Origin of the sequence: Streptomyces sp. NPDC102279 (assembly GCF_044766365.1) — a bacterium.
Taxonomy (GTDB): Bacteria; Actinomycetota; Actinomycetes; order Streptomycetales; family Streptomycetaceae; genus Streptomyces.
The window spans coordinates 423,551-438,700 of record NZ_JBIWLU010000007.1; the positions used below are offsets into that span (position 1 = coordinate 423,551).

Here is a 15,150-nt window from a genome sequence, read left to right on the forward strand (position 1 = left end):
GGACGATCGTGCTCATTGCCGGGTTCCCCGCCGGGGCCTGGGGGACCAACTGTTACCTGGTCGCCCCCGCCGCGGGTGAGGAGTGCGTGATCATCGACCCGGGCCATCAGGCCGCCCAGGGAGTCGAGGAAGCACTCGCCAAGCATCGGCTCAAGCCCGTCGCGGTCATCCTCACGCATGGCCACATCGACCACGTCGCCTCGGTCGTTCCCGTGTGCGGGGCGCACGACGTGCCCGCCTGGATCCACCCCGAGGACCGGTACATGATGAGCGACCCCGAGCGGGCGCTCGGCCGTTCCATCGGGATGCCGCTGATGGGCGAACTGACCGTGGGAGAGCCGGACGACGTGCGGACCCTGACCGACGGCGCGGAGCTGAAGCTGGCGGGCCTCGACCTGTCCGTCGCGCACGCGCCGGGCCATACGAAGGGGTCGGTGACGTTCCGGATGCCCGAGAGCGCGGACATTCCGTCCGTGTTCTTCTCCGGGGATCTGCTCTTCGCCGGCTCCGTCGGACGCACCGACCTGCCCGGCGGCGACATGGACGAGATGCTCGACTCGCTGGGCCGCGTGTGCCTGCCGCTCGACGACTCGACCGTGGTGCTGTCCGGCCACGGCGCCCAGACGACCATCGGCCAGGAGCGCGCCACCAACCCGTATCTGCGGCAGGTGGCGGCCGGCCGCCAGGAACGCGGAGCGGACCCGACCGCCGCTCCTCGACGAGGAATGTGACGAGAGACTTCGTGAGCACCTTCAAGGCCCCCAAGGGCACGTACGACCTGATCCCGCCGGTGAGCGCCACGTACCTCGCGGTGCGCGAGGCGATCGCCGCCCCGCTGCGCAACTCCGGCTACGGCTACATCGAGACGCCCGGTTTCGAGAACGTCGAGCTGTTCGCCCGCGGTGTCGGTGAGTCCACCGACATCGTGACCAAGGAGATGTACGCCTTCGAGACCAAGGGCGGCGACAGGCTGGCGCTGCGCCCCGAGGGAACCGCCTCCGTGCTGCGCGCGGCCCTGGAGGCCAACCTGCACAAGGCGGGCAACCTCCCCGTCAAGCTCTGGTACTCCGGCTCCTACTACCGCTACGAGCGTCCCCAGAAGGGCCGTTACCGCCACTTCTCCCAGGTGGGCGCCGAGGCGATCGGTGCCGAGGACCCGGCGCTCGACGCCGAGCTGATCATCCTGGCGGACCAGGCGTACCGCTCGCTGGGCCTGCGGAACTTCCGCATCCTGCTGAACAGCCTGGGCGACCAGGAGTGCCGTCCCGTCTACCGGGCCGCGCTGCAGGACTTCCTGCGCGGTCTGGACCTGGACGAGGAGACGTTGCGCCGTGCGGAGATCAACCCGCTGCGCGTGCTCGACGACAAGCGGGACGACGTCCAGAAGCAGCTGACCGGTGCGCCGTTGCTCCGGGACTACCTGTGCGACGCGTGCAAGGCGTACCACGAGGAGGTGCGCGATCTGATCACGGCTGCGGGCGTCTCCTTCGAGGACGACCCGAAGCTGGTGCGCGGCCTGGACTACTACACGCGCACCACGTTCGAGTTCGTGCACGACGGTCTCGGCTCGCAGTCCGCGGTGGGCGGCGGCGGCCGCTACGACGGGCTGTCCGAGATGATCGGCGGCCCCGCGCTGCCGTCCGTCGGCTGGGCCCTCGGCGTCGACCGCACGGTGCTGGCGCTGGAGGCGGAGGGCGTCGAGCTCGACATCCCCGCCTCCACCAGTGTGTTCGCCGTGCCGCTCGGGGAGGAGGCGCGCCGGGTGCTGTTCGGCGTGGTCACCGAACTGCGCAGGCTCGGTGTCCCCGCCGACTTCTCGTACGGCGCCAAGGGCCTCAAGGGCGCGATGAAGAACGCCAACCGGTCGGGCGCGCGGTACACCGTCGTGGCCGGTGAGCGTGACCTCGCCGAGGGCGTCGTGCAGCTCAAGGACATGGAGTCCGGTGAGCAGACGGCGGTCGGCGTGGGTGAGATCGTGGGCGAACTGCGCTCGCGCCTGGGCTGACCGGGCCGTTCCCGCCCCCTCCGCTCGGAGCGGAGGGGGCGGGAGCCTCAGTCCAGCAGTCCGAAACGCATCGCGCTCGTCACGGCCGCCGTGCGGTCGTCCACCCCCAACTTGCCGAAGACGCGCAGCAGATGGGTCTTCACGGTGGACTCGCCGATGAAGAGCCGGCGTCCGATCTCGGCGTTGGTGCAGCCCTCGGCGACCAGCCGCAGCACCGCGGTCTCCCGCTCGGAGAGACGCGGCTGTTCAGGCCGGGTGCGCAGCCGGTCGACCAGGCGGGCGGCGACGGAGGGGGCGAGCACCGTCTCACCGCGTGCGGCGGCCCGTACGGCGTCCGCCAGTTCGGCCCGGGGCAGATCCTTCAGCAGATAGCCCGCGGCCCCGGCCTCCACCGCACGCAGGATGTCCCGGTCCGTCTCGTAGGTGGTCAGCACGACCACCCGGCACGGCAGCCCGGCCCGGGCCATCGACACGATCGCGTCGACACCCCCGCCCTCGGGCATCCGCAGGTCCATCAGCACGATGTCCGGCCGGAGTTCGGCCGCCAGGGCCTGGGCCCGCGGTCCGCTGGACGCCTCGCCGACGACATCGAGATCGGGCTCGGCGCTGAGCATCGCGCGCAGCCCCTCGCGTACGACGGGATGGTCGTCGGCGAGCAGGATCCGGATCACGTGTCGCTCCTCGGTACGGGCAGCGACACCGTGACGGTCGTGCCGTCGCCGGGTGCGCTGTGGATCAGGGCGGTGCCGCCCACCTCCCGGGCCCGTGCGCGCAGTCCCGCGAGGCCGTACCCGCCGGCCGGTGCCGACGGGTCGAAGCCGCAGCCGTCGTCGCGCACGGAGAGGGTCAGCGAGGCGGCGCCATACGTCAGACCCACCATGATCCCGGGTGAACTCCCCGCGTGCTTGCGGGTGTTGGCCAAAGCCTCCTGGCAGGAGCGGAGGATCACCACCTCGGGGCCGGCGGGCAGGGGCCGGACCGGACCGGTGACCTCGACGCCCGCGTCGTGCCGGGCGGCGAGCCGGCGCAGCGCGTCGGGCAGCGTGGCGCCGTCCAGGTCGGCGGGGGTGCCGTCGGTGACCAGGGCCCGCGCCTCGGCGAGGTTCTGCCGGGCCGTCTGGTCCATCAGGGCCAGATGGCGCCGGGCCTTCGGCAGATCGTGGTCGAGTTCCGCCTCCACCGCCTGGACCAGCATCAGCAGGCTGGTGAAGCCCTGGGCCAGGGTGTCGTGGATCTCCCGGGAGAACCGTTCGCGTTCCGCCAGCGCGCCGTGCGCCGCCGAGAGCCGGGAGACCTCGTGCCGGCTGGCGTCCAACTCGGTGATCAACTCGGCCCGTTCCTGGCTCTGCTCCATGATGCGGATGATCCAGCTGCCCAGCGCCGCCGAGAAGACGAGCGTGACCACCGCGAAGACCGAGTTGAAGAAGAGGTCCTGTCCCGCGGGCCGCCACAGCAGGGCCCAGCCCGCCACCGGCGCGATGTTGATGACGGTGCAGGCGGTCAGCGCGCGCCGCAGCCGCAGGGCGATGAAGCACTGGGGGATCAGCGCGAACGTCATCAGCCGGGTCTCACCGACCAGCACGCCCGGCGGCAGGAACAGCAGGACGGCCCCCGCGATGTAGCCGAGGGCGCGGCGCTCGTCGGGGACGTCGGCCGTCAGGACGGGGCGTCCGACCGCCAGGTACCAGGGGATGAGCAGCAGGAGCAGGCCGCCGGCCGCGAGCCGGACGTGCCACCCCGGGTGGGCCGTGCCGAGCACGAACACCAGGGTGGCCACCCACACGACGGTGAAGTACGCGTCCCACAGCCGGAACGAGCGCTCCCAGGTGTTCGACTCCCGGGCGCCGCCGCGTGCCGAAGCCGCCGGGGCCGGGGCCGGAGCGGCGGGATCGCCGCCCGGCGCCGGCCCGAGGCGCGAGGCCGGAACGGTCATCCGTCGCGCCGGTTCTTCCAACGGAAGGTCAGCAGGCACAGCAGCAGTCCGCCGACGCACCACGCCCCCAGCACCAGGGCGATCCGCCCGAACTCCCAGCCGCCGGTCTGCTCCAGGACCTGAGCCGACCCGGGCAGGAACACCCCGCGCAGGCCCTGGCACATCCACTTGAGGGGGAACAGCGCGCCGATGTTCAGCATCCAGTCCGGGATGGTGTCGATGGCGATGTAGACGCCGGAGATGAACTGGAGGACCAGGAACGGCAGGACGACCACCGAGGTGGCGCTCTTGCCCGACTTCGGGACCGAGCTGACCGCGATGCCGAGGAGCGCGCAGGCTGTCAGGCCGAGGACGAAGATCCAGGCGAAGTCGGCCCACTTGCCGGCGTCCGCGGGCAGGTCGACGTCGTACAGCGTGGTGCCGACCAGGAGCAGGATGGCCGTCTCCATCGCGCCGGTGACGAGAACCAGCCAGATCTTGCCGAGGAAGTAAGCGGCCGGTGGCATCGGTGTGCCGCGCAGCCGGCGCAGCACCTTCTCGTCCCGTTCGATCGCGATCGATATGCCGAGGGACTGGAAGCTGGTGGACATGATGCCCGCGGCCATCATCGCCGGGACGTACAACTGGGAGGCGGTGATGCCCGCGCCCTTCACGTCGTCGCTGAAGATCGACGCGAACAGGAAGAGGAAGACGACGGGGAAGGCGAAGGTGAACACCACCTGGTCGCGCTGGCGGAAGAACTGCTTGATCTCCAGGGCGCCGCGACTCAGCCCGACCCCCCAGGCGCCGGGCAGCCTTCCGGCCGCCGTCCCGGTGCGTTCGCGTACGTCGGTCGTGGTCATCGCGCGCCCTCCTGGCCGGTCAGTCGCAGATAGACGTCCTCCAGGGTCGGCCGGCTGATCCGGAGCCCGGGGATCTCGCCGTCGAAGCGGTGGACGAGTTCGGTGACGGTCTTGGTGGGCGTGTCCGTGCGCTCGCTGCGCGCGGTGCCGTCGGTCTCGGTCCACGCGACCGTCGCCTCCGTGCCGAAGCGCTCGCGCAGCGCGGCCGGTTCGCCCTCGGCGACGACCCTGCCGCGGGCGACCACCGCCAGCCGGTCGGCTAGCGCCTCCGCCTCCTCCAGGTAGTGCGTGGTCAGCAGAATCGTCGTGCCCTCGTCGGCGAGCTTGCGGATCAGCTCCCAGAACTGCCGTCGCGCGGCCGGGTCGAAGCCCGTCGTCGGCTCGTCCAGGAGCAGCAGCTCGGGGCCGCCGATGACGCCCAGGGCGACATCGAGCCGCCTGCGCTGGCCGCCCGACAGCGACTTGATCCGGCTGCCCGCCTTCTGTTCCAGACCGACGAGGCCGATGACCTCCTCGGGATCACGTGAATTCGGGTAATAGCGGGCGAAATGCCGCACTGTCTCGTCCACCGTCAACTCGGCGGGCGCGGATTCGTCCTGCCAGACGATGCCGACGCGCGAGCGCCACGCGCGCGTGCCCGTCGCCGGGTCCGAGCCCAGCACCGACACCTCGCCCGCGTCGCGCCGCCGGTTGCCCTGGAGGATCTCCACCGTGGTGCTCTTGCCCGCCCCGTTCGGTCCGAGCAGGCCGAACACCTCGCCCCGCCGGATGCCGAGATCGATGCCGTCGACAGCGGTGACGTCCCCGTACTGCTTGCGCAGCCCCCGTACGTCCACCGCGAGTTGCTCCCCGTGTGTCGTCATGCCGACGAGCATGCCCCCGAACCGAACGCTCCGGGACGACCGTGCGGGCCTTCTTATGTCCACCGAACGGTGGACAAGGGGGCCGGTGCGGCACAATGAGCCTGCCCGCAGGCCCCTTCGAAGCAACGGAAACGGCGTGATGAGCAAGACGACAGTCAAGGACGTCCCGACCGAGCAGGAACGCCCCGCGGCTCCCCGGACGGCCGGCGGCAGTCGCGCGCTCGCCCTGCTGCTGGTGATCACGGGCGCGGCCGGTCTCCTTGCCGCGTGGGTCATCACGATCGACAAGTTCAAGCTGCTGGAGAACCCGAACTTCGTGCCCGGGTGCAGCCTGAACCCGGTGGTCTCCTGCGGGAACATCATGAAGAGCGACCAGGCCTCGGCCTTCGGCTTCCCGAACCCGATGCTGGGTCTCGTCGCCTACGGCATCGTGATCTGCGTCGGCATGAGCCTGCTCGCCCGCGCGACCTTCCCCCGCTGGTACTGGCTGACCTTCAACTTCGGCACGCTCTTCGGTGTCGCGTTCTGCACCTGGCTGCAGTTCCAGTCGCTGTACCGGATCAACTCGCTGTGCCTGTGGTGCAGCCTCGCCTGGGTCGCCACGATCACCATGTTCTGGTACGTGACGTCCTTCAACGTCCGCAACGGCTTCCTGCCCGCCCCGCGCTGGGCGAAGGGCTTCTTCGGCGAGTTCACCTGGGTCCTGCCCGTGCTGCACGTCGGCATCATCGGCATGCTGATCCTGACCCGCTGGTGGGACTTCTGGACCAGCTGACGGCCCTGCGGGGATTGTCAGTGGCGTGACATAGGGTTTTGGACGTGGAGCCCGACCTGTTCACCGCCGCAGCAGAAGAACGCCAGGAGAAGGACCCGTCCAGCAGTCCCCTGGCGGTGCGGATGCGCCCGCGCACCCTCGACGACGTCGTGGGTCAGCAGCATCTGCTGAAGCCGGGCTCACCCCTGCGCAGACTCGTCGCCGAGGGCAGCGGCGGCCCGGCCGGACCGTCCTCGGTGATCCTCTGGGGCCCGCCGGGCACCGGGAAGACGACCCTCGCGTACGTCGTCTCCAAGGCCACCGACAAGCGCTTCGTGGAACTCTCCGCGATCACCGCGGGCGTCAAGGAAGTGCGCGCGGTCATCGAAGGCGCCCGCCGCGCCACCGGCGGCTACGGCAAGGAGACCGTCCTCTTCCTCGACGAGATCCACCGCTTCAGCAAGGCCCAGCAGGACTCCCTGCTCCCCGCGGTCGAGAACCGCTGGGTCACGCTGATCGCCGCGACCACCGAGAACCCGTACTTCTCGGTGATCTCCCCGCTGCTCTCCCGCTCCCTGCTCCTCACCCTGGAACCGCTCACCGACGACGACCTGCGCGCCCTGGTGCGCCGGGCGCTCGGCGACGAGCGCGGTCTCAAGGAAGCCGTCGGCCTCCCCGACGACACCGAGGAGCACCTGCTGCGGATCGCCGGCGGGGACGCCCGCCGCGCCCTGACCGCCCTGGAGGCCGCCGCCGGCGCGGCCCTCGACAAGGGCGAGCCGGAGATCACCCTCCAGACCCTGGAGGAGACCGTCGACCGCGCCGCCGTGAAGTACGACCGCGACGGCGACCAGCACTACGACGTGGCGAGCGCGCTCATCAAGTCCATCCGCGGCTCCGACGTGGACGCCGCCCTGCACTACCTCGCCCGGATGATCGAGGCCGGCGAGGACCCCCGCTTCATCGCCCGCCGTCTGATGATCTCCGCCAGCGAGGACATCGGCCTCGCCGACCCGAACGCGCTGCCGACAGCCGTCGCCGCCGCCCAGGCGGTCGCCATGATCGGTTTCCCCGAGGCCGCGCTCACCCTCAGCCACGCGACCATCGCCCTCGCCCTGGCCCCGAAGTCCAACGCCGCGACGACCGCCATCGGCGCCGCCATGGAGGACGTCCGCAAGGGCCACGCGGGCCCGGTGCCGACCCATTTGCGCGACGGTCACTACAAGGGCGCGGCCAAGCTCGGCCACGCCCAGGGCTACGTGTATCCGCACGACCTGCCCGAGGGGATCGCCGCCCAGCAGTACGCGCCGGAGGAGCTCAAGGACCGGGAGTACTACACCCCGACCCGGCACGGAGCCGAGGCGCGCTACGCGGACGCCGTGGAGTGGACCAGGAAGCACCTCGGTAGAGGACGCTCCTGAGCACCCTGTACGATGTCTCGAAGCGCTGCGTCCCGTGTCCGGCTCCGGTCGGCACCACCAGAACGGGACATTCAGCCGGAGCCCCCGCCTGAACGGGGGGATTCCAGGAGCGTCGCGCACCGTCGAAGGTGTCGCGGGCAACCCACCACCACCCGGATCTCCGGGATCGGTCGGTGGGTCACTCGCGTGCTGCACGTATGTGCCCAGACCCAGGAGCGGCTGCCCGCCCCGTCCACGTGGATCGTCACGTCGGCGAGGAGGGTTTCCCGGGCTGCGGATTGCGACCTCCCCTAACCCTGGTGAAGCCGTATTCGCATCAGAGACATGAGGTGTTTGGTTCATGCCGAACCAGTCCCGCCCCAAGGTCAAGAAGTCGCGTGCCCTCGGCATCGCGCTGACCCCGAAGGCCGTCAAGTACTTCGAGGCCCGCCCCTACCCGCCGGGCGAGCACGGCCGCGGCCGCAAGCAGAACTCGGACTACAAGGTCCGTCTGCTGGAGAAGCAGCGTCTGCGCGCGCAGTACGACGTGTCCGAGCGTCAGCTCGTCCGCGCCTACGAGCGTGCCGCCAAGACGCAGGGCAAGACCGGTGAGGCCCTGGTCATCGAGCTCGAGCGCCGTCTCGACGCGCTGGTGCTGCGTTCGGGCATCGCCCGCACGATCTACCAGGCCCGCCAGATGGTCGTCCACGGCCACATCGAGGTCAACGGTGGCAAGGTCGACAAGCCGTCGTTCCGTGTCCGTCCCGACGACGTCGTGATGGTCCGCGAGCGCAGCCGCAGCAAGACGCTGTTCGAGGTCTCCCGTGCCGGTGGGTTCGCCCCCGACGGTGAGACCCCGCGCTACCTCCAGGTGAACCTCCCGGCCCTGGCGTTCCGCCTGGACCGTGAGCCGAACCGCAAGGAGATCCCGGTGATCTGCGACGAGCAGCTCGTCGTCGAGTACTACGCCCGCTGATCTTCTTCCGGCGGACGTCGCACCACCTGCGCGTCAGCGTCAGCCCGTCGTCTCCCCGCCCTTCGCGGTGGGGGAGACGGCGGGCTTTCGCATGTCCGGGGGCACTCTGCGCGGCGACGGCACCACCCCGAGCGGAGGCGCCCCCGCTCCGCCGAGCGCCCGGGCGACCGCGGCCTCCTGCCCGAGCTGCTCGCCCTCCCGTACGCACTCCTCGTACCGCTCGTCGCCCAGCGACTGTCGGGCCAGCGCCGCGCAGCGCTCGTGCGGCGCGTTGTAGTACGCCGAGCCGAACAGGGGTAGGCCCACCGACGGCCACATCCTCGACGCCGCACCCTGGAGCAGCGCGGCCTCGGCCGGATCGCCCTCCACGACCGTGATCAGGGCGAGCAGCTCGACCGCGAGGACGGCGCCGAGCAGATCGTGGAAGGCGTGCGCGATACCGAGCCCCCGTCGCAGGAGTTCCCGGGCGCGCGCGGGGTCGCCGCCCGCCTGGGCCTCGTACGCCAGCACGTACAGCGCGTACCCGAGCGCCCAGCGCTCCCCGTGGTCCTCGCAGACCCGGCGGACGTCCTCGCACAGTTTCACCGCGCCCGGCAGATCGCCCTGGAAGGCGAGCGCCATCGCCAGCTCGACCTGCCCCATCAGCACGTTGCTGTTCAGCTCGCCGATCTCGTGATAGCGGTCGAGGGCCGAGCGCAGCAGTGTCTCGGCGCGCGTCATGTCGTCCGTGACCAGGGCCAGGCAGCCGGTGCGATGCTCGGCGTACGCGATCGCCACGGCGTTCTCGGAGCGCTCCGCCTCCTCGCGGCACTCGTGGAGTGCGGACAGCGCGGGCACCGGGTCCCCCTGGAGGACCGCCACATAGCCGAGCACCCACAGGGCCTTCAGCCGCGACTGGTCACGGTCGCCGTCCAGCTCGACACTGCGCTCCAGCCAGTGCCGGCCCTCCGAGAGCCGGCCGCAGCCCACCCAGTAGAACCAGAGGGCGCCCGCCAGGTACTGCCCCAGATGCGCGTCGTCCGGCTCGGTCAGCGAGAACTCCAGCGCGCAGCGCAGATTCGGCAGCTCCGTCTCGACCCGCGCCGCGACCTCGCCCTGACGCGGTGAGAACCAGTCCAGCTCGCACCAGGTGGCGAGGCCCATGTACCAGTCGCGGTGCCGGCGGCGCAGCCGCTCCGCGTCCCCCGTCGCCTCCAGCCACTCGGCGCCGTACGCCCGCACCGTGTCCAGCATCCGGTAGCGGACCCCGGCCGCCGTCTCCTCGCGGGACAGCACGGACTGCGCGAGCAGCGCGTCCAGCACGTCGAGCACGTCGTCGGCGTGCAGTCCGTCCCCGCTGCACACGTACTCGGCGGCCTCCAGGTCGAACCGTCCGGCGAACACCGACAACCGCGACCACAGCAGCCGCTCCTCCGGCGTGCAGAGCTCATGGCTCCAGCCGATCGCGGTCCGCAGTGTCTGATGCCGGGGCAGCGCGTCCCGCCCGCCCCCGGTCAGCAGCCGGAACCGGTCCTCCAGGCGCGCTAGCAACTGACCGGGGGAGAGGGCGCTGAGGCGTCCCGCGGCCAGCTCCACCGCCAGCGGGATCCCGTCCAGACGACGGCACAGCTCCCGTACGTCGGCCCGGTTCCCCTCGTCCAGCGTGAATCCCGGGACCCGCGCCGCCGCCCGGTCCGCGAACAGCTCGGCGGCCTCCGCCTCGGCAAGCGGGGCCAGCGGGAACACCCGCTCGCCGCCGAGATCCAGCGGCCTGCGCCCCACGGCCAGCACCCGTAGCTCCGGCGCCCTCCGCAGCAGCTCGGCCACCAGCGAGGCGGTCACCTCCACCAGGTGCTCGAAGCCGTCCAGCACGAGCAGGAGGCGCCGGTCGGCGAGATGAGCGAGCAGCACCTGACGGGGTGGCTTCGCGGTGTGGTCCGTCAGACCGAGGGCCTCGAGCACCGCGTACTCGACGAGTCCCGGATCGTGCACCGCGGACAGATCCACGCGGCACACCGCGTCGAGCCCGTCCGCGCACGTCGCCGCGTGCACCGCGAACCGGGACTTCCCCACACCGCCGACCCCGGTCACCGTGACCAGCCTGACCGTCCCCAGCAGCTCGGCCAGACGCGCCAGTTCGGCCGCGCGCCCCACGAACGCGTCGAGTTCCAGGGGCAGATTGCCGGATGTCGCGGGAGCGGAGCGCCGGGCGGGCTGAGAACGCTGCATGGGATACGGAGCGTACTGACCCGTGAGCACTCCGTACAATCGCTTCGCGCAACTCCAGGTGCGGCAGCCGGTAATGCGGTACGGAGCCGCGGTGTCGGCGCGATAGGCTCGGGTGACGACTTTTCGATGATCAGGCAGGCAGTCAGGGAGCGGGTGCAACAGTGTCCGGTGGTGAGGTGGCCGGGATCCTGGTGGCCGTGTTCTGGGCGATCCTGGTGTCCTTCCTCGCCGTCGCGCTGGCGAGACTGGCCCAGACGCTCCGGGCGACCACCAAGCTCGTGGCGGACGTGACCGAACAGGCCGTCCCCCTCCTGGCGGACGCGTCGGCGGCCGTGCGCTCCGCGCAGACCCAGATCGACCGCGTCGACGCCATCGCGTCGGACGTCCAGGAGGTCACGTCGAACGCGTCGGCACTGTCGACGACCGTCGCCTCCACCTTCGGCGGCCCCCTGGTCAAGGTCGCGGCGTTCGGTTACGGCGTGCGCCGGGCCATCGGAGGCCGTCGAGAGAACGAGCCCGACAAGGCGTCCCGGCGAACCGTGATCGTGGGCCGCACCGTCCCGTCGTCGCGACGGGGAAAGCGGAAGAAGGACTGACGCAGCGATGTTCCGCCGTACGTTCTGGTTCACCGCAGGCGCAGCCGCGGGTGTATGGGCCACCACCAAGGTCAACCGCAAGATCCGGGCGCTGACCCCCGAGAGCCTCGCGGCGCAGGCCGCCAACAAGGCGATCGACGCGGGTCACCGGCTCAAGGACTTCGCCCTCGACGTCCGTGACGGGATGGCCCAGCGGGAGGCCGAACTCGGTGAGGTGCTCGGCCTGAACGGCCGCACCGACCCCGAACTCCCCACGCAGCGCCGGATCGCCGCGCTCGGCGACGCCGGGCAGCCCGGCAACGACAAGCAGATCAAGTACATCGAGAACACGACGTACACGTACAACCGGAATGAGGACCACTGATGGAGTCGGCTGAAATCCGCCGCCGCTGGTTGAGCTTCTACGAGGAGCGCGGTCACACCGTCGTCCCTTCGGCGTCGCTCATCGCGGACGACCCGACTCTGCTCCTGGTCCCCGCCGGCATGGTCCCCTTCAAGCCGTACTTCCTCGGCGAGGTCAAGCCGCCCTGGTCGCGCGCCACCAGCGTGCAGAAGTGCGTGCGCACGCCGGATATCGAAGAGGTCGGCAAGACCACCCGGCACGGCACGTTCTTCCAGATGTGCGGCAACTTCTCCTTCGGCGACTACTTCAAGGAAGGCGCCATCACCTACGCCTGGGAGCTGCTCACGCTGCCCCAGGACAAGGGTGGCTACGGGCTCGACCCGGAGCGTCTGTGGATCACGGTCTACCTGGAGGACGACGAGGCCGAGGCCATCTGGCGCGACAAGATCGGCGTCCCGGCCGAGCGCATCCAGCGTCTCGGCAAGAAGGACAACTACTGGTCCATGGGCGTCCCCGGACCCTGCGGCCCGTGCTCCGAGATCAACTACGACCGCGGCCCCGAGTTCGGCGTCGAGGGCGGCCCGGCCGTCAACGACGAGCGGTACGTGGAGATCTGGAACCTGGTCTTCATGCAGTACGAGCGCGGCGAGGGCACCTCGAAGGACGACTTCGAGATCCTCGGCGACCTGCCCAGCAAGAACATCGACACCGGCCTCGGCCTGGAACGTCTCGCGATGATCCTGCAGGACGTGCAGAACCTGTACGAGATCGACACCTCGATGGCCGTCATCGAGAAGGCCACCGAACTGACCGGTGTCGCGTACGGTGCCGCCCCGGACTCCGACGTCTCGCTGCGCGTGGTCACGGACCACATGCGCACCTCCGTGATGCTCATCGGCGACGGCGTGAGCCCCGGCAACGAGGGCCGCGGCTACGTGCTGCGCCGCATCATGCGCCGTGCCATCCGCAACATGCGGCTGCTCGGTGCCACCGGCCTCGTCGTCAAGGACCTCGTCGACGTCGTGATCGAGATGATGGGCCAGCAGTACCCGGACCTGGTCGGCGACCGGCAGCGGATCGAGACCGTGGCCCTCGCCGAGGAGGCCGCCTTCGTCAAGACGCTGAAGGCCGGCACGAACATCCTCGACACCGCCATCTCCGACACCAAGGAGTCCGGCGGCAAGGTTCTCGCCGGCGACAAGGCGTTCCTGCTCCACGACACCTGGGGCTTCCCGATCGACCTCACCCTCGAGATGGCCGCCGAGCAGGGCCTGTCGGTGGACGAGGACGGCTTCCGCCGCCTGATGAAGGAGCAGCGGGACAAGGCCAAGGCCGATGCCCGCGCCAAGAAGTCCGGCCACGCCGACCTCGGCGCCTACCGTCAGATCGCCGACGCCGCCGGTGAGACCGACTTCGTCGGGTACGACGGCACCGAGGCCGAGTCGACGATCGTCGGCATCCTCGTGGACGGCGTCTCCTCGCCGGCCGCCACCGAGGGCGACGAGGTCGAGATCGTCCTCGACCGCACCCCCTTCTACGCGGAGGGCGGCGGCCAGATCGGCGACACCGGCCGCATCCGGGTCGAGTCCGGCGCGATCATCGAGATCCGCGACTGCCAGAAGCCCGTTCCGGGTGTGTACGTCCACAAGGGCGTCGTGCAGGTCGGCGAGGCCACGGTCGGTGCCAAGGCCCAGGCCGTCATCGACGTGCGCCGCCGCACGGCCATCGCCCGCGCCCACTCGGCCACCCACCTCACGCACCAGGCGCTGCGCGACGCCCTCGGCCCGACGGCCGCCCAGGCCGGTTCCGAGAACCAGCCCGGCCGCTTCCGCTTCGACTTCGGTTCCCCGTCGGCCGTCCCGACGGCCGTCATGACCGACGTCGAGCAGCAGATCAACGAGGTGCTCTCCCGCGACCTGGACGTCGAGGCCGAGGTCATGAGCATCGACGAGGCCAAGAAGCAGGGCGCCATCGCCGAGTTCGGCGAGAAGTACGGCGAGCGCGTCCGTGTGGTGACCATCGGCGACTTCTCCAAGGAGCTGTGCGGCGGCACGCACGTGCACAACACCGCCCAGCTCGGCCTGGTCAAGCTGCTCGGTGAGTCGTCCATCGGTTCCGGGGTGCGCCGCATCGAGGCCCTCGTCGGCGTCGACGCCTACAACTTCCTCGCCCGTGAGCACACGGTCGTCGCCCAGCTCCAGGAGCTGGTCAAGGGCCGCCCCGAGGAGCTTCCGGAGAAGGTCTCCGCCATGCTCGGCAAGCTGAAGGACGCCGAGAAGGAGATCGAGAAGTTCCGCGCGGAGAAGGTCCTCCAGGCCGCCGCCGGTCTCGTCGAGTCCGCCCAGGACGTCAACGGCGTCGCCCTGGTCACCGGCCAGGTACCGGACGGCACCGGCGCCGACGACCTGCGCAAGCTGGTCCTCGACGTGCGTGGCCGTATCCAGGGCGGACGGGCCGCCGTCGTGGCCCTGTTCACCGTGGCCGGCGGCAAGCCGCTGACGGTCATCGCCACCAACGAGCCCGCCCGTGAGCGCGGTCTGAAGGCCGGCGAGCTGGTCCGGGCCGCGGCCAAGACCCTCGGTGGCGGCGGTGGCGGCAAGCCGGACGTCGCCCAGGGCGGCGGCCAGAACCCGGCCGCCATCGGCGACGCCGTCGCCGCGGTCCAGCGCCTCGTCGCCGAGACGGCAAAGTAAGAAGATCGTGGAGATGCGCAGAGGACGGCGGCTCGCGATCGACGTCGGGGACGCCCGGATCGGGGTCGCCTCGTGCGACCCCGACGGGATCCTCGCGACACCGGTGGAGACGGTCCCGGGACGTGACGTCCCGGCCGCCCACCGCCGGCTGAAGCAGCTCGTCGAGGAGTACGAGCCGATCGAGGTCGTCGTCGGCCTCCCTCGCTCCCTCAAGGGGGGCGAGGGGCCCGCCGCCGTCAAGGTCCGTGCCTTCACCCAGGAGCTCGCGCGGGGGATCGCTCCCGTTCCGGTGCGGCTCGTGGACGAGCGCATGACCACGGTGACGGCCAGTCAGGGACTGCGTGCCTCGGGCGTGAAGTCGAAGAAGGGCCGGTCGGTCATCGACCAGGCGGCGGCCGTCATCATTCTGCAGCAGGCCCTGGAATCCGAACGGGTGTCAGGTAAATCTCCCGGCGAGGGCGTCGAAGTGGTCATGTGATCGCGATACGGTAACGTTCCGCGCGATGCGGTGGTGTTCGAACAGCCCCCGCACAGCAA

The 15,150-nt window shown here is 70.7% G+C and carries 14 protein-coding genes; 9 read left to right on the forward strand and 5 right to left on the reverse strand.

What is annotated here, in order from left to right:
- Positions 1-8: 8 nt before the first annotated feature.
- Together ACIRQH_RS20515 and hisS are read left to right on the forward strand one after the other, a co-directional pair.
- Positions 9-731, forward strand: a complete 723-nt coding sequence (locus ACIRQH_RS20515) for an MBL fold metallo-hydrolase (protein WP_358821675.1) — start codon at positions 9-11, stop codon at positions 729-731.
- 11 nt (positions 732-742) lie between these two features.
- Positions 743-2,005 carry a histidine--tRNA ligase gene (gene hisS / locus ACIRQH_RS20520; protein ID WP_388868542.1) on the forward strand — a complete coding sequence of 421 codons (1,263 nt, stop codon included), beginning with the start codon at positions 743-745 and terminating at the stop codon, positions 2,003-2,005.
- 47 nt (positions 2,006-2,052) lie between these two features.
- On the opposite strand, the gene ACIRQH_RS20525 is transcribed toward hisS, so the two are convergent.
- From ACIRQH_RS20525 to ACIRQH_RS20540, 4 genes are read right to left on the reverse strand one after another with little or no spacing between them, the layout of a single operon-like run.
- Positions 2,053-2,676 carry a response regulator transcription factor gene (locus tag ACIRQH_RS20525; protein ID WP_358821677.1) on the reverse strand — a complete coding sequence of 208 codons (624 nt, stop codon included), beginning with the start codon at positions 2,674-2,676 and terminating at the stop codon, positions 2,053-2,055.
- Positions 2,673-3,938: a sensor histidine kinase gene (locus ACIRQH_RS20530; protein ID WP_404226766.1), complete on the reverse strand. Its 1,266-nt coding sequence runs from the start codon at positions 3,936-3,938 to the stop codon at positions 2,673-2,675. Before ACIRQH_RS20530 ends, ACIRQH_RS20525 begins: the two co-directional genes overlap by 4 nt.
- A complete protein-coding gene (locus tag ACIRQH_RS20535) occupies positions 3,935-4,780 on the reverse strand; it encodes an ABC transporter permease (protein WP_388930410.1) in 846 nt (281 codons plus the stop codon). Before ACIRQH_RS20535 ends, ACIRQH_RS20530 begins: the two co-directional genes overlap by 4 nt.
- A complete protein-coding gene (locus ACIRQH_RS20540; protein ID WP_388868533.1) occupies positions 4,777-5,643 on the reverse strand; it encodes an ABC transporter ATP-binding protein in 867 nt (288 codons plus the stop codon). Before ACIRQH_RS20540 ends, ACIRQH_RS20535 begins: the two co-directional genes overlap by 4 nt.
- A 139-nt stretch (positions 5,644-5,782) precedes the next feature.
- Between ACIRQH_RS20540 and ACIRQH_RS20545 the strand changes: the two genes are divergently transcribed.
- The 3 genes from ACIRQH_RS20545 to rpsD all read left to right on the forward strand — a co-directional run bounded on the left by ACIRQH_RS20545 (position 5,783) and on the right by rpsD (position 8,773).
- Positions 5,783-6,418: a vitamin K epoxide reductase family protein gene (locus tag ACIRQH_RS20545; RefSeq protein ID WP_404226767.1), complete on the forward strand. Its 636-nt coding sequence runs from the start codon at positions 5,783-5,785 to the stop codon at positions 6,416-6,418.
- A 44-nt stretch (positions 6,419-6,462) separates the two neighbouring features.
- The gene (locus ACIRQH_RS20550) at positions 6,463-7,818 is read left to right on the forward strand and encodes a replication-associated recombination protein A (protein ID WP_358821682.1); all 1,356 of its coding nucleotides are present in this window, start codon (positions 6,463-6,465) and stop codon (positions 7,816-7,818) included.
- Positions 7,819-8,158: 340 nt separating this feature from the next.
- Complete coding sequence (gene rpsD, locus ACIRQH_RS20555; protein ID WP_164369968.1) at positions 8,159-8,773, forward strand: 30S ribosomal protein S4; 615 nt, start codon at positions 8,159-8,161, stop codon at positions 8,771-8,773.
- Between the two features lie 39 nt (positions 8,774-8,812).
- On the opposite strand, the gene ACIRQH_RS20560 is transcribed toward rpsD, so the two are convergent.
- A complete protein-coding gene (locus ACIRQH_RS20560; protein WP_358821683.1) occupies positions 8,813-10,981 on the reverse strand; it encodes a regulator in 2,169 nt (722 codons plus the stop codon).
- Between the two features lie 161 nt (positions 10,982-11,142).
- Between ACIRQH_RS20560 and ACIRQH_RS20565 the strand changes: the two genes are divergently transcribed.
- Genes ACIRQH_RS20565 through ruvX form a run of 4 tightly spaced genes read left to right on the forward strand, consistent with a single transcriptional unit; the run spans position 11,143 to position 15,091 of the window.
- Positions 11,143-11,577 (forward strand): DUF948 domain-containing protein, encoded by a 435-nt coding sequence (locus tag ACIRQH_RS20565; protein WP_358821684.1) that lies wholly within the window; start codon positions 11,143-11,145, stop codon positions 11,575-11,577.
- 7 nt (positions 11,578-11,584) lie between these two features.
- On the forward strand, positions 11,585-11,941 hold the full coding sequence (locus ACIRQH_RS20570; protein WP_388868525.1) for a DUF6167 family protein: 357 nt from the start codon (positions 11,585-11,587) through the stop codon (positions 11,939-11,941).
- The gene (gene alaS, locus ACIRQH_RS20575) at positions 11,941-14,613 is read left to right on the forward strand and encodes an alanine--tRNA ligase (protein ID WP_404226768.1); all 2,673 of its coding nucleotides are present in this window, start codon (positions 11,941-11,943) and stop codon (positions 14,611-14,613) included. The genes ACIRQH_RS20570 and alaS overlap by 1 nt, the downstream gene beginning before the upstream one ends.
- Before the next feature lie 13 nt (positions 14,614-14,626).
- The gene (gene ruvX / locus ACIRQH_RS20580) at positions 14,627-15,091 is read left to right on the forward strand and encodes a Holliday junction resolvase RuvX (protein WP_355866111.1); all 465 of its coding nucleotides are present in this window, start codon (positions 14,627-14,629) and stop codon (positions 15,089-15,091) included.
- Positions 15,092-15,150 lie beyond the last annotated feature (59 nt).

Bases quoted from the DNA above. Each gene is read 5' to 3' on its own strand.
- ACIRQH_RS20530 (WP_404226766.1), bottom strand. From the start codon at position 3,938: ATGACCGTTCCGGCCTCGCGCCTCGGGCCGGCGCCGGGCGGCGATCCC.
- rpsD (WP_164369968.1), top strand. From the start codon at position 8,159: ATGCCGAACCAGTCCCGCCCCAAGGTCAAGAAGTCGCGTGCCCTCGGC.
- ACIRQH_RS20540 (WP_388868533.1), bottom strand. From the start codon at position 5,643: ATGACGACACACGGGGAGCAACTCGCGGTGGACGTACGGGGGCTGCGC.
- ACIRQH_RS20535 (WP_388930410.1), bottom strand. From the start codon at position 4,780: ATGACCACGACCGACGTACGCGAACGCACCGGGACGGCGGCCGGAAGG.
- ACIRQH_RS20545 (WP_404226767.1), top strand. From the start codon at position 5,783: ATGAGCAAGACGACAGTCAAGGACGTCCCGACCGAGCAGGAACGCCCC.
- ACIRQH_RS20570 (WP_388868525.1), top strand. From the start codon at position 11,585: ATGTTCCGCCGTACGTTCTGGTTCACCGCAGGCGCAGCCGCGGGTGTA.
- alaS (WP_404226768.1), top strand. From the start codon at position 11,941: ATGGAGTCGGCTGAAATCCGCCGCCGCTGGTTGAGCTTCTACGAGGAG.
- ACIRQH_RS20560 (WP_358821683.1), bottom strand. From the start codon at position 10,981: ATGCAGCGTTCTCAGCCCGCCCGGCGCTCCGCTCCCGCGACATCCGGC.
- ruvX (WP_355866111.1), top strand. From the start codon at position 14,627: ATGCGCAGAGGACGGCGGCTCGCGATCGACGTCGGGGACGCCCGGATC.